We start from the raw sequence: 15,234 nt of genomic DNA, 5'->3' as shown, positions 1-15,234 counted from the left end.
CCCGGAGGCACCACACCATGAGCACCAGTGAAGTCGAAATCAGCAAGAGTGTCCTGTTGGACATTGCCGCCACCACCCTTGAGGGCATTGAAGGCACAGAGATCTCCAGCGCACCGATCAAGGTCGGAGAAGTTCTGCGCAACCAGCAGGGCGCCCGCAAACCCCGCGCCCTGAAAGTGACCCGTGAAGGGAACGACGTAACGGTCGATGTCGGCCTCAACGTGGACTATGGACGCAATCTGGTGGCTGTGTCCCAGCAGGCACAGCGCGCTGTATGCGAGAACATCGAACTGATGACCGGTCTTAAGGTCCGGGCCGTGAATATCACCGTACAGGGTGTGTGCCTGCCGAAGGGAAGTGCCGCTTGACACGCCGCCGGGAGAAAGCAGTGCAGCCAGTCGGCACGCGCCGTGCCGCGCGCGAGTTCGTGTTCCGTGTACTTTTTGAGGCAGATCGGGGTGACCTGCCTCTGGACACCGTGTTCACCCGTGCCGAGGGTGCCATGCGGGAAGGCGACGACACGTTTCCGCAGCTGAGTGCCGACGCCCTGACGTTTGCCAACGAACTGGTCCGTGGTCTGGAGAAGCACCGCGCCGATATTGATACGACGCTGCGCAGGACCATCCGTGGCTGGAGCTTCGATCAGATGGCGCAAACCGACCTGAATGTGCTGCGTCTGGCGACCTTCGAGCTAATCTACACGGCCGAGCCTCATCCCCCTGTGATCGAAAGTGCGGTGCGCATTGCACGTAAGTTCGGTGGAGATGACTCCGGGCGCTTCGTCAACGGGGTGCTGGCTGGTCTGAGCCGCAGCTTGCAGTCGGCCGGAGTGGCCAAGGCTGACGAGCAGGCAGACACCGCTCAGGATTAGCGTGGGGGCCCGCATTCTGGCGGGCGCGCCTGCCGCTCAGGCGATTCTGGCCCAGGCTTCGCAGCGCGCTGTGAAACTGCCTGATCGCCCGCACCTGGTTCTGGTTCGTGCCGGCACCGATCCGGCCAGCCTGAGCTATGTGCGGGGCAAGCAGCGCCACGCAGACATAGCCGGCCTGCGCAGTACTGTACATGCACTGCCTGAATCCGTTACGCTCCCGGAACTGCTGGCGCTGATTGCCACTTTGAATGCCGACAGGGACGTTCACGGCATTCTGATTCAGCTGCCTCTCCCGGCTCACCTGCCGGTTGCTTTACTTCAGGAAGCGGTCGATCCGCGCAAGGATGTGGACGGGTTTCATCCGCTGAACGTGGGGCGTCTATGGACGGGAGGCGGTGGTTCTGACCACCCCCTGCTTGCTCCCTGTACGCCCTTGGGTGTGCTTGCCCTGCTGAGGCATTACGAAATCCCGGTTGCCGGGAGGCGGGCCGTGGTTGTTGGCCGCAGTGACATTGTGGGAAGGCCCATGGCAGCCGTGCTGCTGGGCGCTGATGCCACAGTGACTGTCGCCCACCGACAGACCTCAGACCTTGGGGCGGTCACTCGCGAAGCTGACGTGCTGGTGGTGGCCGCCGGGCAGCCGTGGCTGATGACTCCGGATATGGTTCGGCCCGGAGCGGCCGTGGTGGACGTGGGTATTCACCGCATCCCAGGGGACGGTCATCAGCTTCACCTGACGGGGGACGTACATCCAGAAGTCGCAAATGTCGCCGGAGCCCTGACACCTGTGCCTGGTGGCGTGGGACCCCTGACCGTGGCCCAGCTGATGCTGAATACCGTGATTGCGGCGGAACGGCAGATAGACTGGAGAGCAGTGTGAACGTCCTGCAAGAACTTTTCGGGAATCCGTGGTTGTGGACCGCAGTGCTGGCCTCGACCGGCGCCCAGGTGATCAAAGTGCTTCTGATTCTGCTCCTGGAGCGGCGCTGGCGCCCCGGCGCTTTTATGGAAACCGGCGGCATGCCGAGCAGCCACAGCGCTATGGTGACAGCGCTGGCCACGGGAGTGGGCCTGACTCAGGGCTTCGGAAGTCCACTCTTCGCTGTATCGGCTGGATTTGCGCTGATCGTGATGTACGACGCCACGGGGGTGCGCCACAGTAGTGGTCAGCAGGCCCGGCTTCTCAACGAACTTGTAGGAGAACTGCGGGCCGTCGTGCGCGAGGGATTTGCTCCTTTGCCACTCCGGGTACTGATGGGGCACACGTATCTGGAAGTGCTGGTCGGGTCTTTGCTGGGCATCGTCGTAGGCTGGCTGTCTTTTCACGTGTTCTAGCGGTTGCCCGGGGCATGAGGTTTGGGTCTTGGCGCTGGCACGTAATTTTTCTTGGTCCTCGGAACTTGTTTGACTCTCGTGGTGCGGTGAAGATGCCTGCTCCGAAAATTTGAGGACGTCAAACCTGAACTCCAGCGGCCATCATTCTGGAATTTGGCGCGCCTGGGGCTGGAAGCTGCGTAGTTGTTCGAGTCGCACTGATTGGTCACCTTGGGCGGCCGGGGTAGTTAGCGACAGTCACTGTATACAAGCCAGCGTAATAGTCCTCATTTAGATGGATAGGCTGCTGGGCGCGGGTTATTCGATATGCGTCCCCAATAGCTGCGATGAGTATTTGAAAGATGAACGACTGCTGTGCAGCGCCTATGGGCTGAACGAGGTTCAGTACAACATGCATACTGGTGCCAACGAAAACCTGGAACACACTGCACCTGACAGCGTCTACGGCACGGGTTGTCTGGGCGGCTGACTGTGTTTTCAAAGGAGCTTGGCATGACAAACCCTCGCAGGACCGCCCGCGTTCCCCATACCCTTCTCGGCCTGTTGACCGCTCTAGTATTGGCTGGTTGTGGATCTCCCGCAGTCACGCCGGCCAGCGAGGATCTTCAGCTGGAGGCTACACAGGCTGAGCTAATGGTGGCAGTCACACCGCAGCAGGTAGGGCAGCCCCGGCCATTTGAAGGGAGTCAGGTCATTATGGATCCTGGGGCCAGCGGTGGGAGCGCCGTAATCTTGCTGAGCACTCACCAGACAGTTACGTTCAAGCTTCCCAATAACTTGAAAGCCCAGGAATATACTGTTTCGATAGTAGGACGCGGCGAGCAATACATGGGACCCCCACAAGTATCACTGAGCAGCGTGGACGGACCCGATCGCATTGTGACTCTGGACAACACGCAATACGAAAAGCGGTCGTTTGGGCGCATGCAATTGAGTCCTGGTGGGACCATAACCTTGACTTTCGTAAACGATCTATATAACGAAGCGACAAAGCAGGACCGCAATGCTGTTGTCGATTACCTGCAGATCAATCAGAGTAAAAGCGGCAAATAATTAGGCAGATAATAACGAGGCCACCCATAGGTGGCCTCGTTTCTGGTGCGCCGGTTCGGCGATGCTATCCATGTCCAGGTGCGCGACGACCTGCTACCTCAGGGGCCGATTGTACTGAGGCGCAATTCGTGCCAGAAGATTGGCCCTTCAATCGGACGTGATCCGACAAGTTGGGGCTTTGCTGCGTGCGTTTTGCGCCGTCTTGCTGGATACAAGCGCTCTAAGAGTTCGCTGCGCGGAAGTAAATCCTATTGAAAAGTTTGAAAGCCAAACTTATACCATCACGAAGAGATGTCAACGCGCGCTTAAATTACTCGCTGTTAGACGGCCTGTACGCCCCGCATGGCACTGTCAAGCAAGGTCTGGAGCCGAGCACGGGTAAATGGCCGCTTGCCTTCCAGCAGAACGCCATCCCCCGCATGTAGGTGCCAGTGTTTGCTGGCTCCCATCACGCGCAGGCTGACGGCCTTGAGGTCTGCGTGACGCGGGCTGACTGCTGCCACGATCTGAGGCTGACCGCCTGCGCTCAGGCTGACGCTCATTACGGTCGTCGGCAACTCATAGGGCCGCTCCATGCGGTAGATGTAGTCGGGGAAGTCGGCGACCTTCTCGAAGCTCAGACCGCGTGCGGCTGCCTCCTCCTGAAGCCAACTCAGTAACTCTACCCACTGCGCGTACAACGCCGAGTCCGATGCATGTGACATGTGACACAAGTCTAGTGGAATTCCTGCAGGGTGTGAATGATGCGCCACACAGGTGATGAACAAGACGGTCGGCGGTGGCCGAAGTGGATGAGTCGGCGCATTTCATGTGTGAACCGACTGGCGTTACCAGGACACCGCCGGCTGGCCGCCAGGAATGGCAGCTGGCGTCGTCCTGTCCCCGACCGACGGGAGAGTTCCGTGGCCTGCTTTCACCCCAGGTATCAGGTGCTGACGCGCCAGACTTACTGGGTCATGTACGTCAACTACAGCAAAGGCACGTGACCAGGTGAAGTCACGTGCCTTTGTTGCTATGGCTGCTCGTCTTGGTGCCTGCTGCGCCGTTAGTGCTGCAGGAGGAGCCGGCCGCCTGTGGCATTGAGGATAGCCGCGCCGCCGGCCATGGCCTCGCCGGTCAGCGCGTCGCGCCACTCGCCAGCAGGCAGGGTCAGGCTCACTTCGTGGGCATCTGTGCGCCGGCTGGCTAGGGCGATCACACGTGAAGTCTGCCCGTCGGCTCCCGTAATTTCGCGCAGGAAGGCCAGGGCGTCCGGCTCAGCGTGCAGGAAACGCAGGTTGCCACTGTGCAGCGCCGCAGTCTGTCGCCGCACAGCAATCAGGGCCTTGACCCTGGAATGCAGCTCCAGATCCCACTGACTTTCGTCCCAGGGCATCGGTTCGCGGCACCAGGGCATATTTCCGGGGCGGCTCTGCGACAGTCCGATCTCGGTGCCGTAGTACGTGCAGGGCACGCCCGGGTAGGCGACCAGCAGCGTAAAGGCGGACAGGAAGCGCGTGCGGTCGTTGCCCAGGCGATAGAGTGCCCGGCCGATATCGTGCGATTCCAGCAGGTTGAACATGCTGAGCGCAACCTCAGGAGCCAGTGCGTGATAGGCGTCCCACATGATTTCGGCGACTTCCGGGCCGCTGATCCGGCTCGGTTCCTGGAAATAGGTGGCGCCAGCAAGCCACTGCATGACCGGCAGCCCGAAGCCGTGGTAGTTCATGGTGCCGTCTTCACCCTGGCCGTCCAGGGCGTGCTCCGGGTCGTAGAAGCGTTCGCCGAACACATAGGCATCCGGGCGTTCCTGACGCGCGGCGGTCTTCAGCGCCCGGTGCAGGGGCAGATTGTCGGTGTCGGTGCCTCCAGCGCCGATCATGTGTGCGACGTCCAGGCGCCAGCCAGCTGCGCCCTGCCGGAGCCAGTGGCGCACGACGCTGCTTTCTCCACTGAAGAACTCCTCCACGGCGCTTTCGTTGCGGTAATCGATCTTGGGCAGCGTGGGGACGTCAAAAAATGAATGGTAAGGAGGCTTGCCGGGCTCGTCGCGCCACGTGAACAGCGAGCGCTCCGGGGCGTCCTCGCTTTCCAGCGCGGCGCGGAACAGGGCATTTTCGTTGCCCATGTGGTTAAAGACGCCGTCAAGCACGATACGGATTCCTGCCTGGTCGGCCTCCTGCACCAGTTCATCCCAGGCGTCTTCGCCGCCCAGGTGGGGATCGACGCGCCGGTAATCGGTGATGTCATACCTGTGGTTGCTGGGAGACTCGAAAATGGGCGTCAGCCACAATCCCGTAATGCCCAGGTCCTTCAGATAGGGCAGGGCCTGCGTCACCCCATTGAGGTCACCGCCATAGTGCCCGTGAATATCGCCATGAGCGTCAACCGGATGGTCCCAGGCGACATGTTCTACCGGCCGGCCCTCATAGATGTATTCACCGGTCTGTACGTCGTTGGTGGGGTCACCATTGCGGAAACGGTCTGGAAAAATCTGGTAGAAGACGCTGCGCCAGGCCCATTCGGGCGCCACGTGCCCCGCGAGGTACTGGAACCAGCTGCGAAATCCCCGGCGGCTGCGGTGTAGTCCCAGTGCTGTCAGGTTCAGGTGGTCGTCAGTCAGATTGAGCTGCCAGGCATAACGCACCCGCTGATCATGAAGCGGCAGATGGGCCTCGAACCAGCGTCCTTCACCGGAAAATCCGGCGGGACCGGTGATCTCCTGTGCCGGCAGGGTCTCGATTTCTCCGACCTGAACCACTTTAAGGGCCACATCCGTGACCGGCAGTGTGGTCCGCATCCGGACACGTACTGTCTGGCCCAGCGCTGCACCCAGCTGCTCGGTATATGCCGGGGTGTGATCGTGCTGTGCCTCGAAACCTTGAAAAAGCATGTCCATCCTCCAAAAGAGCCGTCCCGGTACAACTCACCCGTCTCTGTGCGGGAGGTCGTGCCGGGACGGCAAGCGTTGCCTGTGAATTTTCAGAAGTCTGCATGTTCAATCCTGCTCAGGTCAAGCGTCAGTCCAGGCTATATGACGGTTCTTGTGCTGCAGTCGTTTACATGTAATACTTTACGTGTTCCAAATTCTGCTGAGTAATTTCATTTCCTGGCAATAGTCCTGGCAAATGAAAGGAGGTGCACGTGGTGTTTCAGCCGGTGGCCAGCGCCCGTGTGGTGGATGTGGTCCGGGACCGATTGCGTCAGGCCATTCTGGCTGGTGATCTGGCGCCCGGTACGCGCCTCAGCGTGCCGGAACTGGCAAGGCAGTTAGAGGTATCGCGCTCTCCTGTGCGTGAGGCGATTCTGCTGCTGGTTGGTGAAGGTCTGGCGGTCGAGCATTCACGCCGTGGTGTGGAGGTCGCTCAACTTTGCCTGTCCGACGTGCTGGAGCTGTATGAACTGCGTGCCGCCACCGATTCGCTGGCCGCTGCGCTGGCGGCTGACCGAATGAGCGCCACCGAGCTGACTGCCCTGCGTGGCGTTCTCGATGCCCAGGGGGCGGCGGCCCTGCGCGACGCCCGGCAGTTCCGGACCCTGGACAGCCGCTTTCACCTGATCATCGTGCAGTCCAGCGGAAACGCCAGGCTTGCCCGGCATGCAGAACTGCTTTCGCGCGAAATGTGTCTGGCAGGTCCCTGGCTCCTGGGCAGTGAAGCTCACCTGAAACTCAGCCATGAGGAGCACCGCGTCATCGAACGAGCCCTGCGCCAACGCGATGGACCCGGCGCCGAACTGGCCATGCGTGCCCACCTGCGCCGCATAGCGAGTTCTATCCGGGCCCTACATTCGTCCCATCTTTCCTCAGCACTTCATTCCCCTCCAGGAGAAAATCATGCGTAAAGTCATGCTGTTCACTCTGTCCATCGCCCTTGCCGGCAGCGCCGCAGCCCAGGGCACCATCAAGATCGGTGCGATCACCTCAATCACCGGCCGCTTCGCTGAATTCGGCAAAATGCAGCTGGCCGGCTTCAAGGTTGGAGTGGCGGAAGTCAACCGCAAAGGCGGTATCGGTGGCCGCAAGATCGAACTGCTGATCGAGGACAACGCCTCCGACGTCAACAAGGGTCTGGCCGCCGCCGAGCGCCTTGTCAATGCGGGCGTGCCTCTGGTGATCAACGAATACAGCAGCTCGCTGGTCAAGGCCCAGGCGCAGTATCTGGCACGCCAGAAGGTGCCGAACCTCGTCATCACATCCAGCGGCGACGACATCACCAAGCCGGGAAGTGACTATATCTTCCGCCTCAACCAGCCGGCCACCGAATACGCCCGCGTCATTCTGAATATCTTCCGCGACAAGAAGTTCAAGACCATGGCCGTCATCGCTGGTACCGGCGCCTTCGAAAAGAGCGTTGCAGACGCCGCCCAGGTTATTGCCAAGGAATACGGCATCAGCATCGTGGAGGACCAGCGCTACGACAAGGGTCTGACTGACTTCCGCCCGGTGCTCAACCGGATCAAGGCCAAGAACCCCGATGGCCTGCTGATGGTCTCCTACGCCGAGGACAGCGTGGCCCTGATGCGTCAGGCGCGTGAGGTGGGCGTCAAGCCCCGCCTCTTCGCCGGAGGTGCAGCCGGCTTCGCACTGCCCGAGTTCGTCAAGGACAGCGGCAGCGCAGCGGAAAGCGTCATTACGGCGACTGCCTGGATTCCGCAGTTGCGTTACCCCGGTGTGCAGAAGCTCAACGTGGAACTGGTCAAGGCGCTGGGCGGTCACGAGCCGAGTTATCACGCCGCTCAGGCCTACGCCGGAGTGATCGTCGCGGCCGAAGCCATCCGCCGCGCTGGCAATACCGACCGCGAGAAGGTCAAAGAAGCACTGAACAGCGTGAACATGCAGACTGCGTTCGGTCCAATCCAGTTCAAGGACTACGACGGGTTCCGCAACCAGAACCCTCTGGTTATGGTCGCTCAGCAGGTGCAGGGAGGCAAGTTCGTGCCTATCTACCCCAAGAGCGTGGTCCCCAAGGCCATCAAGTTCGAGCGATAAGGCTTCGGGGGCGGCCGCAGTGAGACCTGCGGCCGCCCTTCTGCCGGAAAATGCCGGCCCGCTGCCTCTGCACATGACCCAGGGAACCGGGCATGACAGGCGCAGCGCAATGACGGTCTGTCCGGCGTGATGCCGGGCTGATCACGATCACACCGACGCAGCAGATTTCTCTGCGACCCTTTCTTGTCTTCGCTCTAGGAGCTTGCATGGACCAAGTAGCCGTCACGGCTTTTTTTCAGACCCTGGTGCAGGGCCTGCTGACCGGGGGTCTCTACGCCCTGATCGGCACCGGCCTGAGCCTGATCTTCGGTGTGATGAAAGTCATCAATTTCGCACATGGTGATTTTCTGGCCATCGGAATGTTCATTACCCTGGCGCTGTTCCGGACCCTGAACATCGACCCTTATCTGAGTCTGCTGGTGGCGGCGCCGGTCGGATTTGCACTGGGATACGCGATCCAGCGTTTTGTCCTGACCCGCCTGGGTGACCGGCTGGGTGAGGGCAGCATGCTGGCCACGCTGGGGCTGGGGCTCATTATCAGCAACACGCTGCTGCTGGGCTTTGGAGCCCAGCCGCAGAGCATCAACGTTCCGTACGCCATCAAAACCTTCTCGTTTGCAGGGGTGCAGGTCAGTATTCCGCTGCTGGTCGCTGGTCTGGGCACCCTGGTGGTCATTGCTGGACTCAACCTGCTGCTGTACCGCACTGAACTGGGCCGCGCCATCCGGGCCACCGCCCAGAACCCGCTGGGTGCGGAGTTGCAGGGCGTCCGGACCGCCAATATCCAGGCCATTGTGTTCGGTATGGGCGTCGCGTTTGCTGCGATTGCCGGTGTCTTGCTGATGCCCCTGCTGTATGCCTTTCCCACGGTGGGGGAGAACTACACCACCAAAGCCTTTATCGTGACCGTCCTGGGCGGACTGGGGAACCTGCCGGGCGCGGTGGTGGGCGGGCTGGTCCTGGGGGTCATCGAGTCGCTCGGCGCCTTCTATGTCAGCAACAACTACCGCGACGCTTACGGTCTGATTGCGTTCCTGCTGGTGCTGCTCCTGCGTCCTGAGGGACTCTTCGGGAAGACGGTGAAACGCGTATGACCGCCTCTTCTGTATCGGTGGCGCGACCGCGCGCACTGACCTTTGGCAATGTGTGGCTCAGTGCCGTGATTCTGGCTGTGCTGTTTATCTATCCGTTCGTCTTCGGCAAAACCATGAACTTCGGCATCTCGACACTGCTGTTTGCCGGGCTGGCCATGAGCTGGAACATTCTGGGTGGCTGGGCAGGGCAGACCAGCCTGGGCCACGCTGCCCTGCTGGGGATTGGGGCGTACACCATGACCCTGCTGGCCACGCCTGAACGTGTTCCCGCGCTGTTTGGCGGACCGGTGGCTCCCTGGTGGGGAACGCTGATCGGCATGGCGCTGGCCGTAGCGCTCGCGGCCGTCTGGGGCGCCCTGACCTTCCGGTTGCGCGGCAGCTACTTCACGCTGTCCACCATTGCGGTAGCGCTCGTGATCCGTCTGGTCGCCATCAACAGCGAATGGACCGGTGGCAGCGAAGGCCTGTTTATGCCGGAGTTACCGCGCTTTTTTGGCCTGGATCTGTTTGACCGCCGGGTGGAGTACTGGCTGTCTTTCGCCTTTGTGGTCCTGACCCTGCTGGTCACACACCTGATCCGGCGGTCGCGCCTCGGCTACGCTCTGCAGGCCGTGCGTGAAGACGAAGACGGCGCGCGGGCACTGGGCATTGATCCCACGCGAATGAAGCTGATTGCCTTCATGATCTCGGCGGCGCTGACCGCCTTGGGCGGCGCCCTGTATGCCATCTACCTGCAGGCTTTCGAGCCCCATACGCTGCTGGAACTGCCTATCAGTGTCCAGATCGCACTGATGGCGATTATCGGTGGGCGCACCAGCATTCAGGGGCCGTTGATCGGGGCGGTCCTGCTGGCAACGTTCGGTGAGGTGTTCCGCAACGTGTTCAGCAGCGCCAACCTGCTGATCTACGGCGTGCTGATCCTGCTGGTCACGCTGTATGCGCCGAATGGCATCATGGGCCTGTTCGCGCGTGGCGGGCAGAAACTGGGGACGGCACGATGACCGGCCAGCCTGTTCTGCCGGAACTCACCACCTTTCCTGGTGAAGTGATCCACGCGCCCAAGGGACCACCCCTCCTGGTGGCCGAAGGAGTCACCGTGCGCTTTGGCGGTGTCACGGCCGTCAAGGACATCAGCCTGGCGGTGCGACCCGGAGAGATTCTGGGACTGATCGGCCCGAACGGTGCGGGCAAGACCACTCTGTTCAATGCCCTGACCGGGTTTGTGCGCGCCAGCCAGGGCCGCGTAACCCTCGACGGGCGCGATATTACTCATATGCAGCCGCAGGCCCGGGCGAAACTGGGAATGGCCCGAACCTTTCAGGTCGAGCGTCCCTTCGAGGACCTGAGCGTGCTGGAAAACGTGCTGGTGGCATCGTTCCTGAAGAATCGTGGCCGGGCCGCCGAGGACCACGCCTATGAGGTGCTGGAACGGGTCGGATTGGCTGACCGGGCCACGCAACCTGCCGCACAGCTCAACCTGGCCCGCCGCCGCCGCCTTGAACTGGCCAAGGCCCTGGCCCTGCAGCCCCGCCTTCTGTTTCTGGATGAGAGCATCGCCGGTCTTAACCCCCCGGCCCAGCAGGAGATGGTCGCCCTGATCCGCGAACTGGCCCGCTCGGGGCTGGGCATCGTGATGGTCGAGCACATCATGCACGTGATCATGAGCCTGTCCGACCACGTGATCTGCATGGCCTTCGGTGAATTGTTGGCGGAAGGCGACCCGCGTGAGGTGTCTACCCACCCGGACGTTATCCGCGCCTACCTGGGAGATGACCATGACTGACAAGACTGCGATGCCGGCCCGGCCTGTCTTCGTTCCCGGAGACCGGGTACTGGACGCTACTGACCTGGAAGTCGCCTACGGCGAGGTGCAGGTTGTCTTCGGAGTCTCCCTGCATGTGGATAAGGGCGAACTCGTGGGTCTGGTCGGCGGCAACGGCAGCGGGAAAAGTACCATCCTGCGAGTGCTGTCCGGCATGCTCAAAGCCCGGGCGGGCACTGCGACCTACCGAGGACAGAACCTCAACGGCGTCCCACCTCACCTGATCACTGACATGGGTGTGGCGCACGTGCCGATGGGCCGTCAGCTGTTTGGGCAGATGACGGTGGAAGAAAACCTGTTGATGGGTGCGTATCTGCCCCGCACGAAGGCCAACCGCGCCGCGAATCTGCAGAAGGTCTACGACTTCTTCCCGCGCTTGACAGAAAAGCGCCTGACTCCGGCGGCGGCGCTGTCCGGCGGTGAGCAGCAGATGGTCGCCATTGGCCGCGCACTGATGAGCGAGCCTGAGGTCCTGCTGATGGACGAGCCCAGCCTGGGCCTGGCTCCGCTGGTGGTGACCGAGGTGATGCGGGTGATTGGCAGTCTCCGTGAGCTGGGCCTGACGGTACTGCTGGTTGAACAGAACGTCCGGCAGGTGCTGCGGGTCACTGACCGCACCTACGTCCTGGAACTTGGTCAGCTGGTCAAGGAAGGGCCCAGCCGCGACCTGATGGGCGACCCGGACATCATCAAGGCGTACCTGGGCGTCTAGGAACAGACAGCTGACGGGGCTTCCAGGGTTCGCCCCTGGAAGCCCCGTTCAGTGTTTCTGCAAGGCTTTCTGTTGCAGGCTGGTGCCTGCACTGGTTGCGGCAGAAGTCAGCCGGGCCACCGCTTCTGCGACCACACGGGATACGCGTGACCGGGGATTGCTTCTTTCTGCGGCCTCTACGGCGCGGCGCATGGCCGGTAACGGATTGACCAGGACCGGACCGTGTCCAGCAGCCAGAGACCGCGCCGGCACATCCAGCAGGAGGCGCGCACTCCGCACCGTTTGCACCGGGTCATGGGTGCCCAATGTCGGCAGCGGGAAGACCACGCTCAATTCGCTGGCCACACGCAGGGCCGGCACATTGACGAAGGTGTCTCCGGCATACAGGGCGCCTATGCGCTCGTCGAAGTACGCGACGTGACCGGGAGAATGGCCCGGAGTGGCGATGACGACGAGGGACCCGACGCGGTCGCCGTCCTGGAGGTTCTGTGTGGGCCGCGTCCCGCATCCGCGTTCTGCCAGGAGACTCGTATCTCCCGTGCCAACAAGAACTTCCAGGCGGGGATGGGCCGTTTTAAGTGCGTCCAAGGCGCCAAAATGGTCGTCGTGGCCATGGGTCAATGCGATGCGTTGCAATGGTTTGCCGGTGCGCTGCAGGGTGCGCTGAACCGATCGCTCGAGGCCTGGAAGACCGGCATCAATCAAGGTATAGCCGTCGTCTTCCTCAACCAGATAGGAATTGATCAGGCCGTATTGAGTCAGGCGATGCGGAGCGCCGTTCATCGGGAGTCTCCCGCGCAGTGCAAAGGGGAGCTCTGACGGCCATCAGCGGCGTGTTGCTGCAAAGCCCACTGATCAGGCCCGGGACATTCATAAGGCGGATAGGAGCTGATTGGTGTCCCGGCGCTGCCCCAGGCTCTTTCAGGATTCCAGGAGTCTGGCCCTGGTAACGGTGTGCCGGACGCTTCTCGCTCAATGCGAACAGTGTTCGTCTTCATGGTTAACACCGTAAGTCTTCAGCTTGGACGTGTCAAGGCGTACAGTGAACACTGTGCCGTTTCCAGCTCGACTGTCAGCATCTTCCATCATGGATGCCGCCTGGACCCTCCTGAACGAGGGTGGCCAGAACGCCCTCAACATGCGCGCCCTGGCTGAGGTGCTTGGCGTGCGGCCGGCGAGTCTTTACCGACATGTGGAAAACCGTGAAGCGCTGATTCGCGCATTGGCCGAGCGAGGGGTGCTGGCACTGCAGGACAGCATTGCGCTGGCCGTACAGGGCAGAGCGCCACGCGACGCTCTGAACGCAGCTGCCCACACCTACCTCGACTACGCCCGGATCCACCCACACGCCTACGCCCTGATGCTCTTCTGCGATAACCCCGCCGGAACGACCACGCCGGATCCAAGTCCGGCCAAAGCGTTGTGGAATACGCTCCTGAAACTGGTAGGCAACCTCAGCGGCCACCCTGACGACACCGACCACGCCGTCGCCTTCTGGACCTTCCTGCACGGCGCCGCCATGCTTGAACAGCAGGGCCTGTACGGTGACAGCGGCCCTCGTGGCGGGCTCGCGGTGGGCTTGACCGCCCTGCTCGATCACATGGAGGCGGCGCACATGCCCCGTAACCCGTCTTCCTGACCGTCCCGGCCTGCCCCGCGTAGACTCAGGGCATGATTACCCGCCGTCCGACCGTCACCGTGAACGTAGGAGGTGTGCCCGTGGGATCGGCCCACCCCATCGTGGTGCAGTCCATGACCAACACCGACACGGCCAACGCCGAAGCCACTGCCATTCAGGTGGCACAGCTGGCGCGGGCCGGTTCGGAACTGGTGCGCGTCACGGTCAATACCCGCGAGGCCGCTGCCGCCATTCCTGAAATCATCGCCCGCCTCGAGGAAGTCGGGCTGAATGTGCCTATCGTGGGCGACTTTCACTACAACGGGCACATCCTGCTTCGGGAATATCCCGAAACCGCCCGGCTGCTGGCCAAGTACCGCATCAACCCGGGCAATGTCGGCGCCGGACAGCACCATGACGCAAACTTCGCCACCATGATCGAGGTCGCAAAGGAATTTGATAAACCCGTGCGGGTTGGGGTCAACTGGGGCAGCCTCGACCAGCAGGTCCTGGCTCGCCTTATGGACGAGAACACGGCCCAGGGCAGCCCGAAAAGCGGCACGGACGTCATGATCGACGCCATGGTGATCTCCGCCCTGGAGTCGGCCCAGTACGCCGAAAGCCTGGGGCTGGCACACGACCGCATTCTGATTTCGGTCAAGGTAAGCAGCGCGCCGGAACTGTGGCAGGTCTACCGCAAACTGGCGGCACAGTGCGACTACCCCCTGCACCTGGGCCTGACCGAAGCGGGCATGGGCATGAAGGGCATGGTGGCCTCCAGCGTGGCCCTGGCGCCGCTGCTGACCGAAGGCATCGGCGACACCATCCGGGTCAGCCTTACGCCCGAACCCGGGGCCAGCCGAAAGCTGGAAGTCGAGGTCGCGCAGCAGATCCTGCAGAGCCTGGGGCTGCGGCAATTCCTGCCGCAGGTCACCAGCTGCCCCGGCTGTGGGCGCACCACCAGCTCGTTCTTTCAGGAACTGGCCCAGAAAATTCAGGATTACATCCGCGACGCCATGCCGGACTGGAAGGCCCGTTACCCTGGTGTAGAGGAGATGCAGGTAGCGGTCATGGGCTGCATCGTGAACGGTCCCGGCGAAAGCAAGCATGCCAACATTGGGATCTCGCTGCCCGGCACCGGAGAAGATCCGCGCGCGCCGGTGTATCAGGACGGCAAATTACTGACGACCCTGCGCGGGCCGCGCATTGCTGAAGACTTTCAGGATTTGCTCGAAACCTACGTCGAGCGCCGCTACGGCCTCCAGGAGGTCCGTCAATGAACGTGTGGGGAACCGGACCTTTTGACAACGAAACCGGCGCAGCTTTTGCGCAGGAAGTGCAGCAGGACGGCCCCCTGGCCCTGGCTGAAGCCTTTGAGGTTGCCCTCGACCCGGACACGGATTTCCTGGCGGCGGAAGAAGGCCACCGAGTTCTGGCAGCCGCCCAGATTCTGGTCGCGGTGCTGGAGGGAGAAACCTCCTCGCTTACCGACGCCGGGCTGCGCGCCTGGGTTCAGGGCCATTCGGCCTCAGGAAGAACGCAGATGGCCCAGTGGCGTGATCTGGCGCGCGAGGCCGTGGACCGCACCCTTGGACCAGACAGTGAACTGCCTGATCAATGGGAAGACGGTGCAGACGCGGAAACGTGGCGCATGGAAGTGCAGCGGTTAAGACAACAGCTTGGCTGACGGGGGGGACTTTTGTCGCCGCTGGGCGACAGATTCAGGGCTGGTACGGAGCGAAGACTTCGTACCAGCCCTG

At 62.0% G+C, this 15,234-nt stretch carries 18 protein-coding genes; 15 read left to right on the top strand and 3 right to left on the bottom strand.

Annotation, left to right across the window (positions count from 1 at the left end; all coding sequences use genetic code 11):
• The first annotated feature begins 17 nt into the window (after positions 1-17).
• The 6 genes from DEIDE_RS07085 (at position 18) to DEIDE_RS07065 (ending at position 3,259) form a co-directional block, all read left to right on the top strand.
• Positions 18-368 carry an Asp23/Gls24 family envelope stress response protein gene (locus DEIDE_RS07085; protein WP_012693266.1) on the top strand — a complete coding sequence of 117 codons (351 nt, stop codon included), beginning with the start codon at positions 18-20 and terminating at the stop codon, positions 366-368.
• Positions 365-871, top strand: coding sequence for a transcription antitermination factor NusB (gene nusB, locus DEIDE_RS07080; RefSeq protein ID WP_012693265.1), 507 nt, complete (start codon positions 365-367; stop codon positions 869-871). The genes DEIDE_RS07085 and nusB overlap by 4 nt, the downstream gene beginning before the upstream one ends.
• 1 nt (position 872) lies before the next feature.
• A complete protein-coding gene (locus tag DEIDE_RS07075) occupies positions 873-1,751 on the top strand; it encodes a bifunctional methylenetetrahydrofolate dehydrogenase/methenyltetrahydrofolate cyclohydrolase (RefSeq protein WP_012693264.1) in 879 nt (292 codons plus the stop codon).
• Entirely contained in the window at positions 1,748-2,206 is a 459-nt protein-coding gene (locus DEIDE_RS07070) for a divergent PAP2 family protein (RefSeq protein WP_012693263.1), read from the top strand. Before DEIDE_RS07075 ends, DEIDE_RS07070 begins: the two co-directional genes overlap by 4 nt.
• 334 nt (positions 2,207-2,540) lie before the next feature.
• A complete protein-coding gene (locus DEIDE_RS19750) occupies positions 2,541-2,675 on the top strand; it encodes a hypothetical protein (protein WP_275040558.1) in 135 nt (44 codons plus the stop codon).
• Between the two features lie 23 nt (positions 2,676-2,698).
• Positions 2,699-3,259, top strand: a complete 561-nt coding sequence (locus DEIDE_RS07065) for a carbohydrate-binding domain-containing protein (RefSeq protein ID WP_012693262.1) — start codon at positions 2,699-2,701, stop codon at positions 3,257-3,259.
• A 320-nt stretch (positions 3,260-3,579) separates the two neighbouring features.
• On the opposite strand, the gene DEIDE_RS07060 is transcribed toward DEIDE_RS07065, so the two are convergent.
• Both DEIDE_RS07060 and DEIDE_RS07055 read right to left on the bottom strand, forming a co-directional pair.
• Positions 3,580-3,963, bottom strand: a complete 384-nt coding sequence (locus DEIDE_RS07060) for an NADH-quinone oxidoreductase subunit 15 (protein WP_012693261.1) — start codon at positions 3,961-3,963, stop codon at positions 3,580-3,582.
• 341 nt (positions 3,964-4,304) lie between these two features.
• The gene (locus DEIDE_RS07055; RefSeq protein WP_012693260.1) at positions 4,305-6,131 is read right to left on the bottom strand and encodes an alpha-amylase family glycosyl hydrolase; all 1,827 of its coding nucleotides are present in this window, start codon (positions 6,129-6,131) and stop codon (positions 4,305-4,307) included.
• 251 nt (positions 6,132-6,382) lie between these two features.
• Here DEIDE_RS07055 and DEIDE_RS07050 point away from each other — a divergent pair, with 251 nt between their 5' ends.
• The 6 genes from DEIDE_RS07050 to DEIDE_RS07025 all read left to right on the top strand — a co-directional run bounded on the left by DEIDE_RS07050 (position 6,383) and on the right by DEIDE_RS07025 (position 11,856).
• Positions 6,383-7,081: a GntR family transcriptional regulator gene (locus tag DEIDE_RS07050; protein WP_012693259.1), complete on the top strand. Its 699-nt coding sequence runs from the start codon at positions 6,383-6,385 to the stop codon at positions 7,079-7,081.
• A complete protein-coding gene (locus DEIDE_RS07045) occupies positions 7,074-8,228 on the top strand; it encodes an ABC transporter substrate-binding protein (protein WP_012693258.1) in 1,155 nt (384 codons plus the stop codon). The genes DEIDE_RS07050 and DEIDE_RS07045 overlap by 8 nt, the downstream gene beginning before the upstream one ends.
• Positions 8,229-8,434: 206 nt before the next feature.
• Positions 8,435-9,322 carry a branched-chain amino acid ABC transporter permease gene (locus DEIDE_RS07040; RefSeq protein ID WP_012693257.1) on the top strand — a complete coding sequence of 296 codons (888 nt, stop codon included), beginning with the start codon at positions 8,435-8,437 and terminating at the stop codon, positions 9,320-9,322.
• Positions 9,319-10,323 (top strand): branched-chain amino acid ABC transporter permease, encoded by a 1,005-nt coding sequence (locus tag DEIDE_RS07035; RefSeq protein WP_012693256.1) that lies wholly within the window; start codon positions 9,319-9,321, stop codon positions 10,321-10,323. Before DEIDE_RS07040 ends, DEIDE_RS07035 begins: the two co-directional genes overlap by 4 nt.
• Positions 10,320-11,105, top strand: a complete 786-nt coding sequence (locus tag DEIDE_RS07030; protein ID WP_012693255.1) for an ABC transporter ATP-binding protein — start codon at positions 10,320-10,322, stop codon at positions 11,103-11,105. Before DEIDE_RS07035 ends, DEIDE_RS07030 begins: the two co-directional genes overlap by 4 nt.
• The gene (locus DEIDE_RS07025) at positions 11,098-11,856 is read left to right on the top strand and encodes an ABC transporter ATP-binding protein (protein WP_012693254.1); all 759 of its coding nucleotides are present in this window, start codon (positions 11,098-11,100) and stop codon (positions 11,854-11,856) included. The genes DEIDE_RS07030 and DEIDE_RS07025 overlap by 8 nt, the downstream gene beginning before the upstream one ends.
• Before the next feature lie 48 nt (positions 11,857-11,904).
• Here the strand turns inward: DEIDE_RS07025 and DEIDE_RS07020 are convergent, their stop codons facing one another.
• Positions 11,905-12,639 carry an MBL fold metallo-hydrolase gene (locus tag DEIDE_RS07020; RefSeq protein WP_012693253.1) on the bottom strand — a complete coding sequence of 245 codons (735 nt, stop codon included), beginning with the start codon at positions 12,637-12,639 and terminating at the stop codon, positions 11,905-11,907.
• A 304-nt stretch (positions 12,640-12,943) separates the two neighbouring features.
• Here DEIDE_RS07020 and DEIDE_RS07015 point away from each other — a divergent pair, with 304 nt between their 5' ends.
• Genes DEIDE_RS07015 through DEIDE_RS07005 form a run of 3 tightly spaced genes read left to right on the top strand, consistent with a single transcriptional unit; the run spans position 12,944 to position 15,161 of the window.
• Entirely contained in the window at positions 12,944-13,495 is a 552-nt protein-coding gene (locus DEIDE_RS07015; RefSeq protein ID WP_242402882.1) for a TetR/AcrR family transcriptional regulator, read from the top strand.
• Between the two features lie 32 nt (positions 13,496-13,527).
• A complete protein-coding gene (ispG, locus tag DEIDE_RS07010) occupies positions 13,528-14,754 on the top strand; it encodes a flavodoxin-dependent (E)-4-hydroxy-3-methylbut-2-enyl-diphosphate synthase (protein ID WP_012693251.1) in 1,227 nt (408 codons plus the stop codon).
• Positions 14,751-15,161 (top strand): DUF4259 domain-containing protein, encoded by a 411-nt coding sequence (locus tag DEIDE_RS07005; RefSeq protein ID WP_012693250.1) that lies wholly within the window; start codon positions 14,751-14,753, stop codon positions 15,159-15,161. Before ispG ends, DEIDE_RS07005 begins: the two co-directional genes overlap by 4 nt.
• Positions 15,162-15,234 lie beyond the last annotated feature (73 nt).

Origin of the sequence: Deinococcus deserti VCD115, assembly GCF_000020685.1 — a bacterium.
GTDB lineage: Bacteria > Deinococcota > Deinococci > Deinococcales > Deinococcaceae > Deinococcus > Deinococcus deserti.
This window is presented reverse-complemented; position numbering and strand designations above follow the sequence as displayed.

Bases quoted from the DNA above. Each gene is read 5' to 3' on its own strand.
- DEIDE_RS07060 (WP_012693261.1), bottom strand. From the start codon at position 3,963: ATGTCACATGCATCGGACTCGGCGTTGTACGCGCAGTGGGTAGAGTTA.
- DEIDE_RS07085 (WP_012693266.1), top strand. From the start codon at position 18: ATGAGCACCAGTGAAGTCGAAATCAGCAAGAGTGTCCTGTTGGACATT.
- DEIDE_RS07035 (WP_012693256.1), top strand. From the start codon at position 9,319: ATGACCGCCTCTTCTGTATCGGTGGCGCGACCGCGCGCACTGACCTTT.
- DEIDE_RS07025 (WP_012693254.1), top strand. From the start codon at position 11,098: ATGACTGACAAGACTGCGATGCCGGCCCGGCCTGTCTTCGTTCCCGGA.
- DEIDE_RS07055 (WP_012693260.1), bottom strand. From the start codon at position 6,131: ATGCTTTTTCAAGGTTTCGAGGCACAGCACGATCACACCCCGGCATAT.
- DEIDE_RS07005 (WP_012693250.1), top strand. From the start codon at position 14,751: ATGAACGTGTGGGGAACCGGACCTTTTGACAACGAAACCGGCGCAGCT.
- DEIDE_RS07040 (WP_012693257.1), top strand. From the start codon at position 8,435: ATGGACCAAGTAGCCGTCACGGCTTTTTTTCAGACCCTGGTGCAGGGC.
- DEIDE_RS07020 (WP_012693253.1), bottom strand. From the start codon at position 12,639: ATGAACGGCGCTCCGCATCGCCTGACTCAATACGGCCTGATCAATTCC.
- ispG (WP_012693251.1), top strand. From the start codon at position 13,528: ATGATTACCCGCCGTCCGACCGTCACCGTGAACGTAGGAGGTGTGCCC.
- DEIDE_RS07045 (WP_012693258.1), top strand. From the start codon at position 7,074: ATGCGTAAAGTCATGCTGTTCACTCTGTCCATCGCCCTTGCCGGCAGC.
- DEIDE_RS07030 (WP_012693255.1), top strand. From the start codon at position 10,320: ATGACCGGCCAGCCTGTTCTGCCGGAACTCACCACCTTTCCTGGTGAA.
- DEIDE_RS07015 (WP_242402882.1), top strand. From the start codon at position 12,944: ATGGATGCCGCCTGGACCCTCCTGAACGAGGGTGGCCAGAACGCCCTC.
- DEIDE_RS07065 (WP_012693262.1), top strand. From the start codon at position 2,699: ATGACAAACCCTCGCAGGACCGCCCGCGTTCCCCATACCCTTCTCGGC.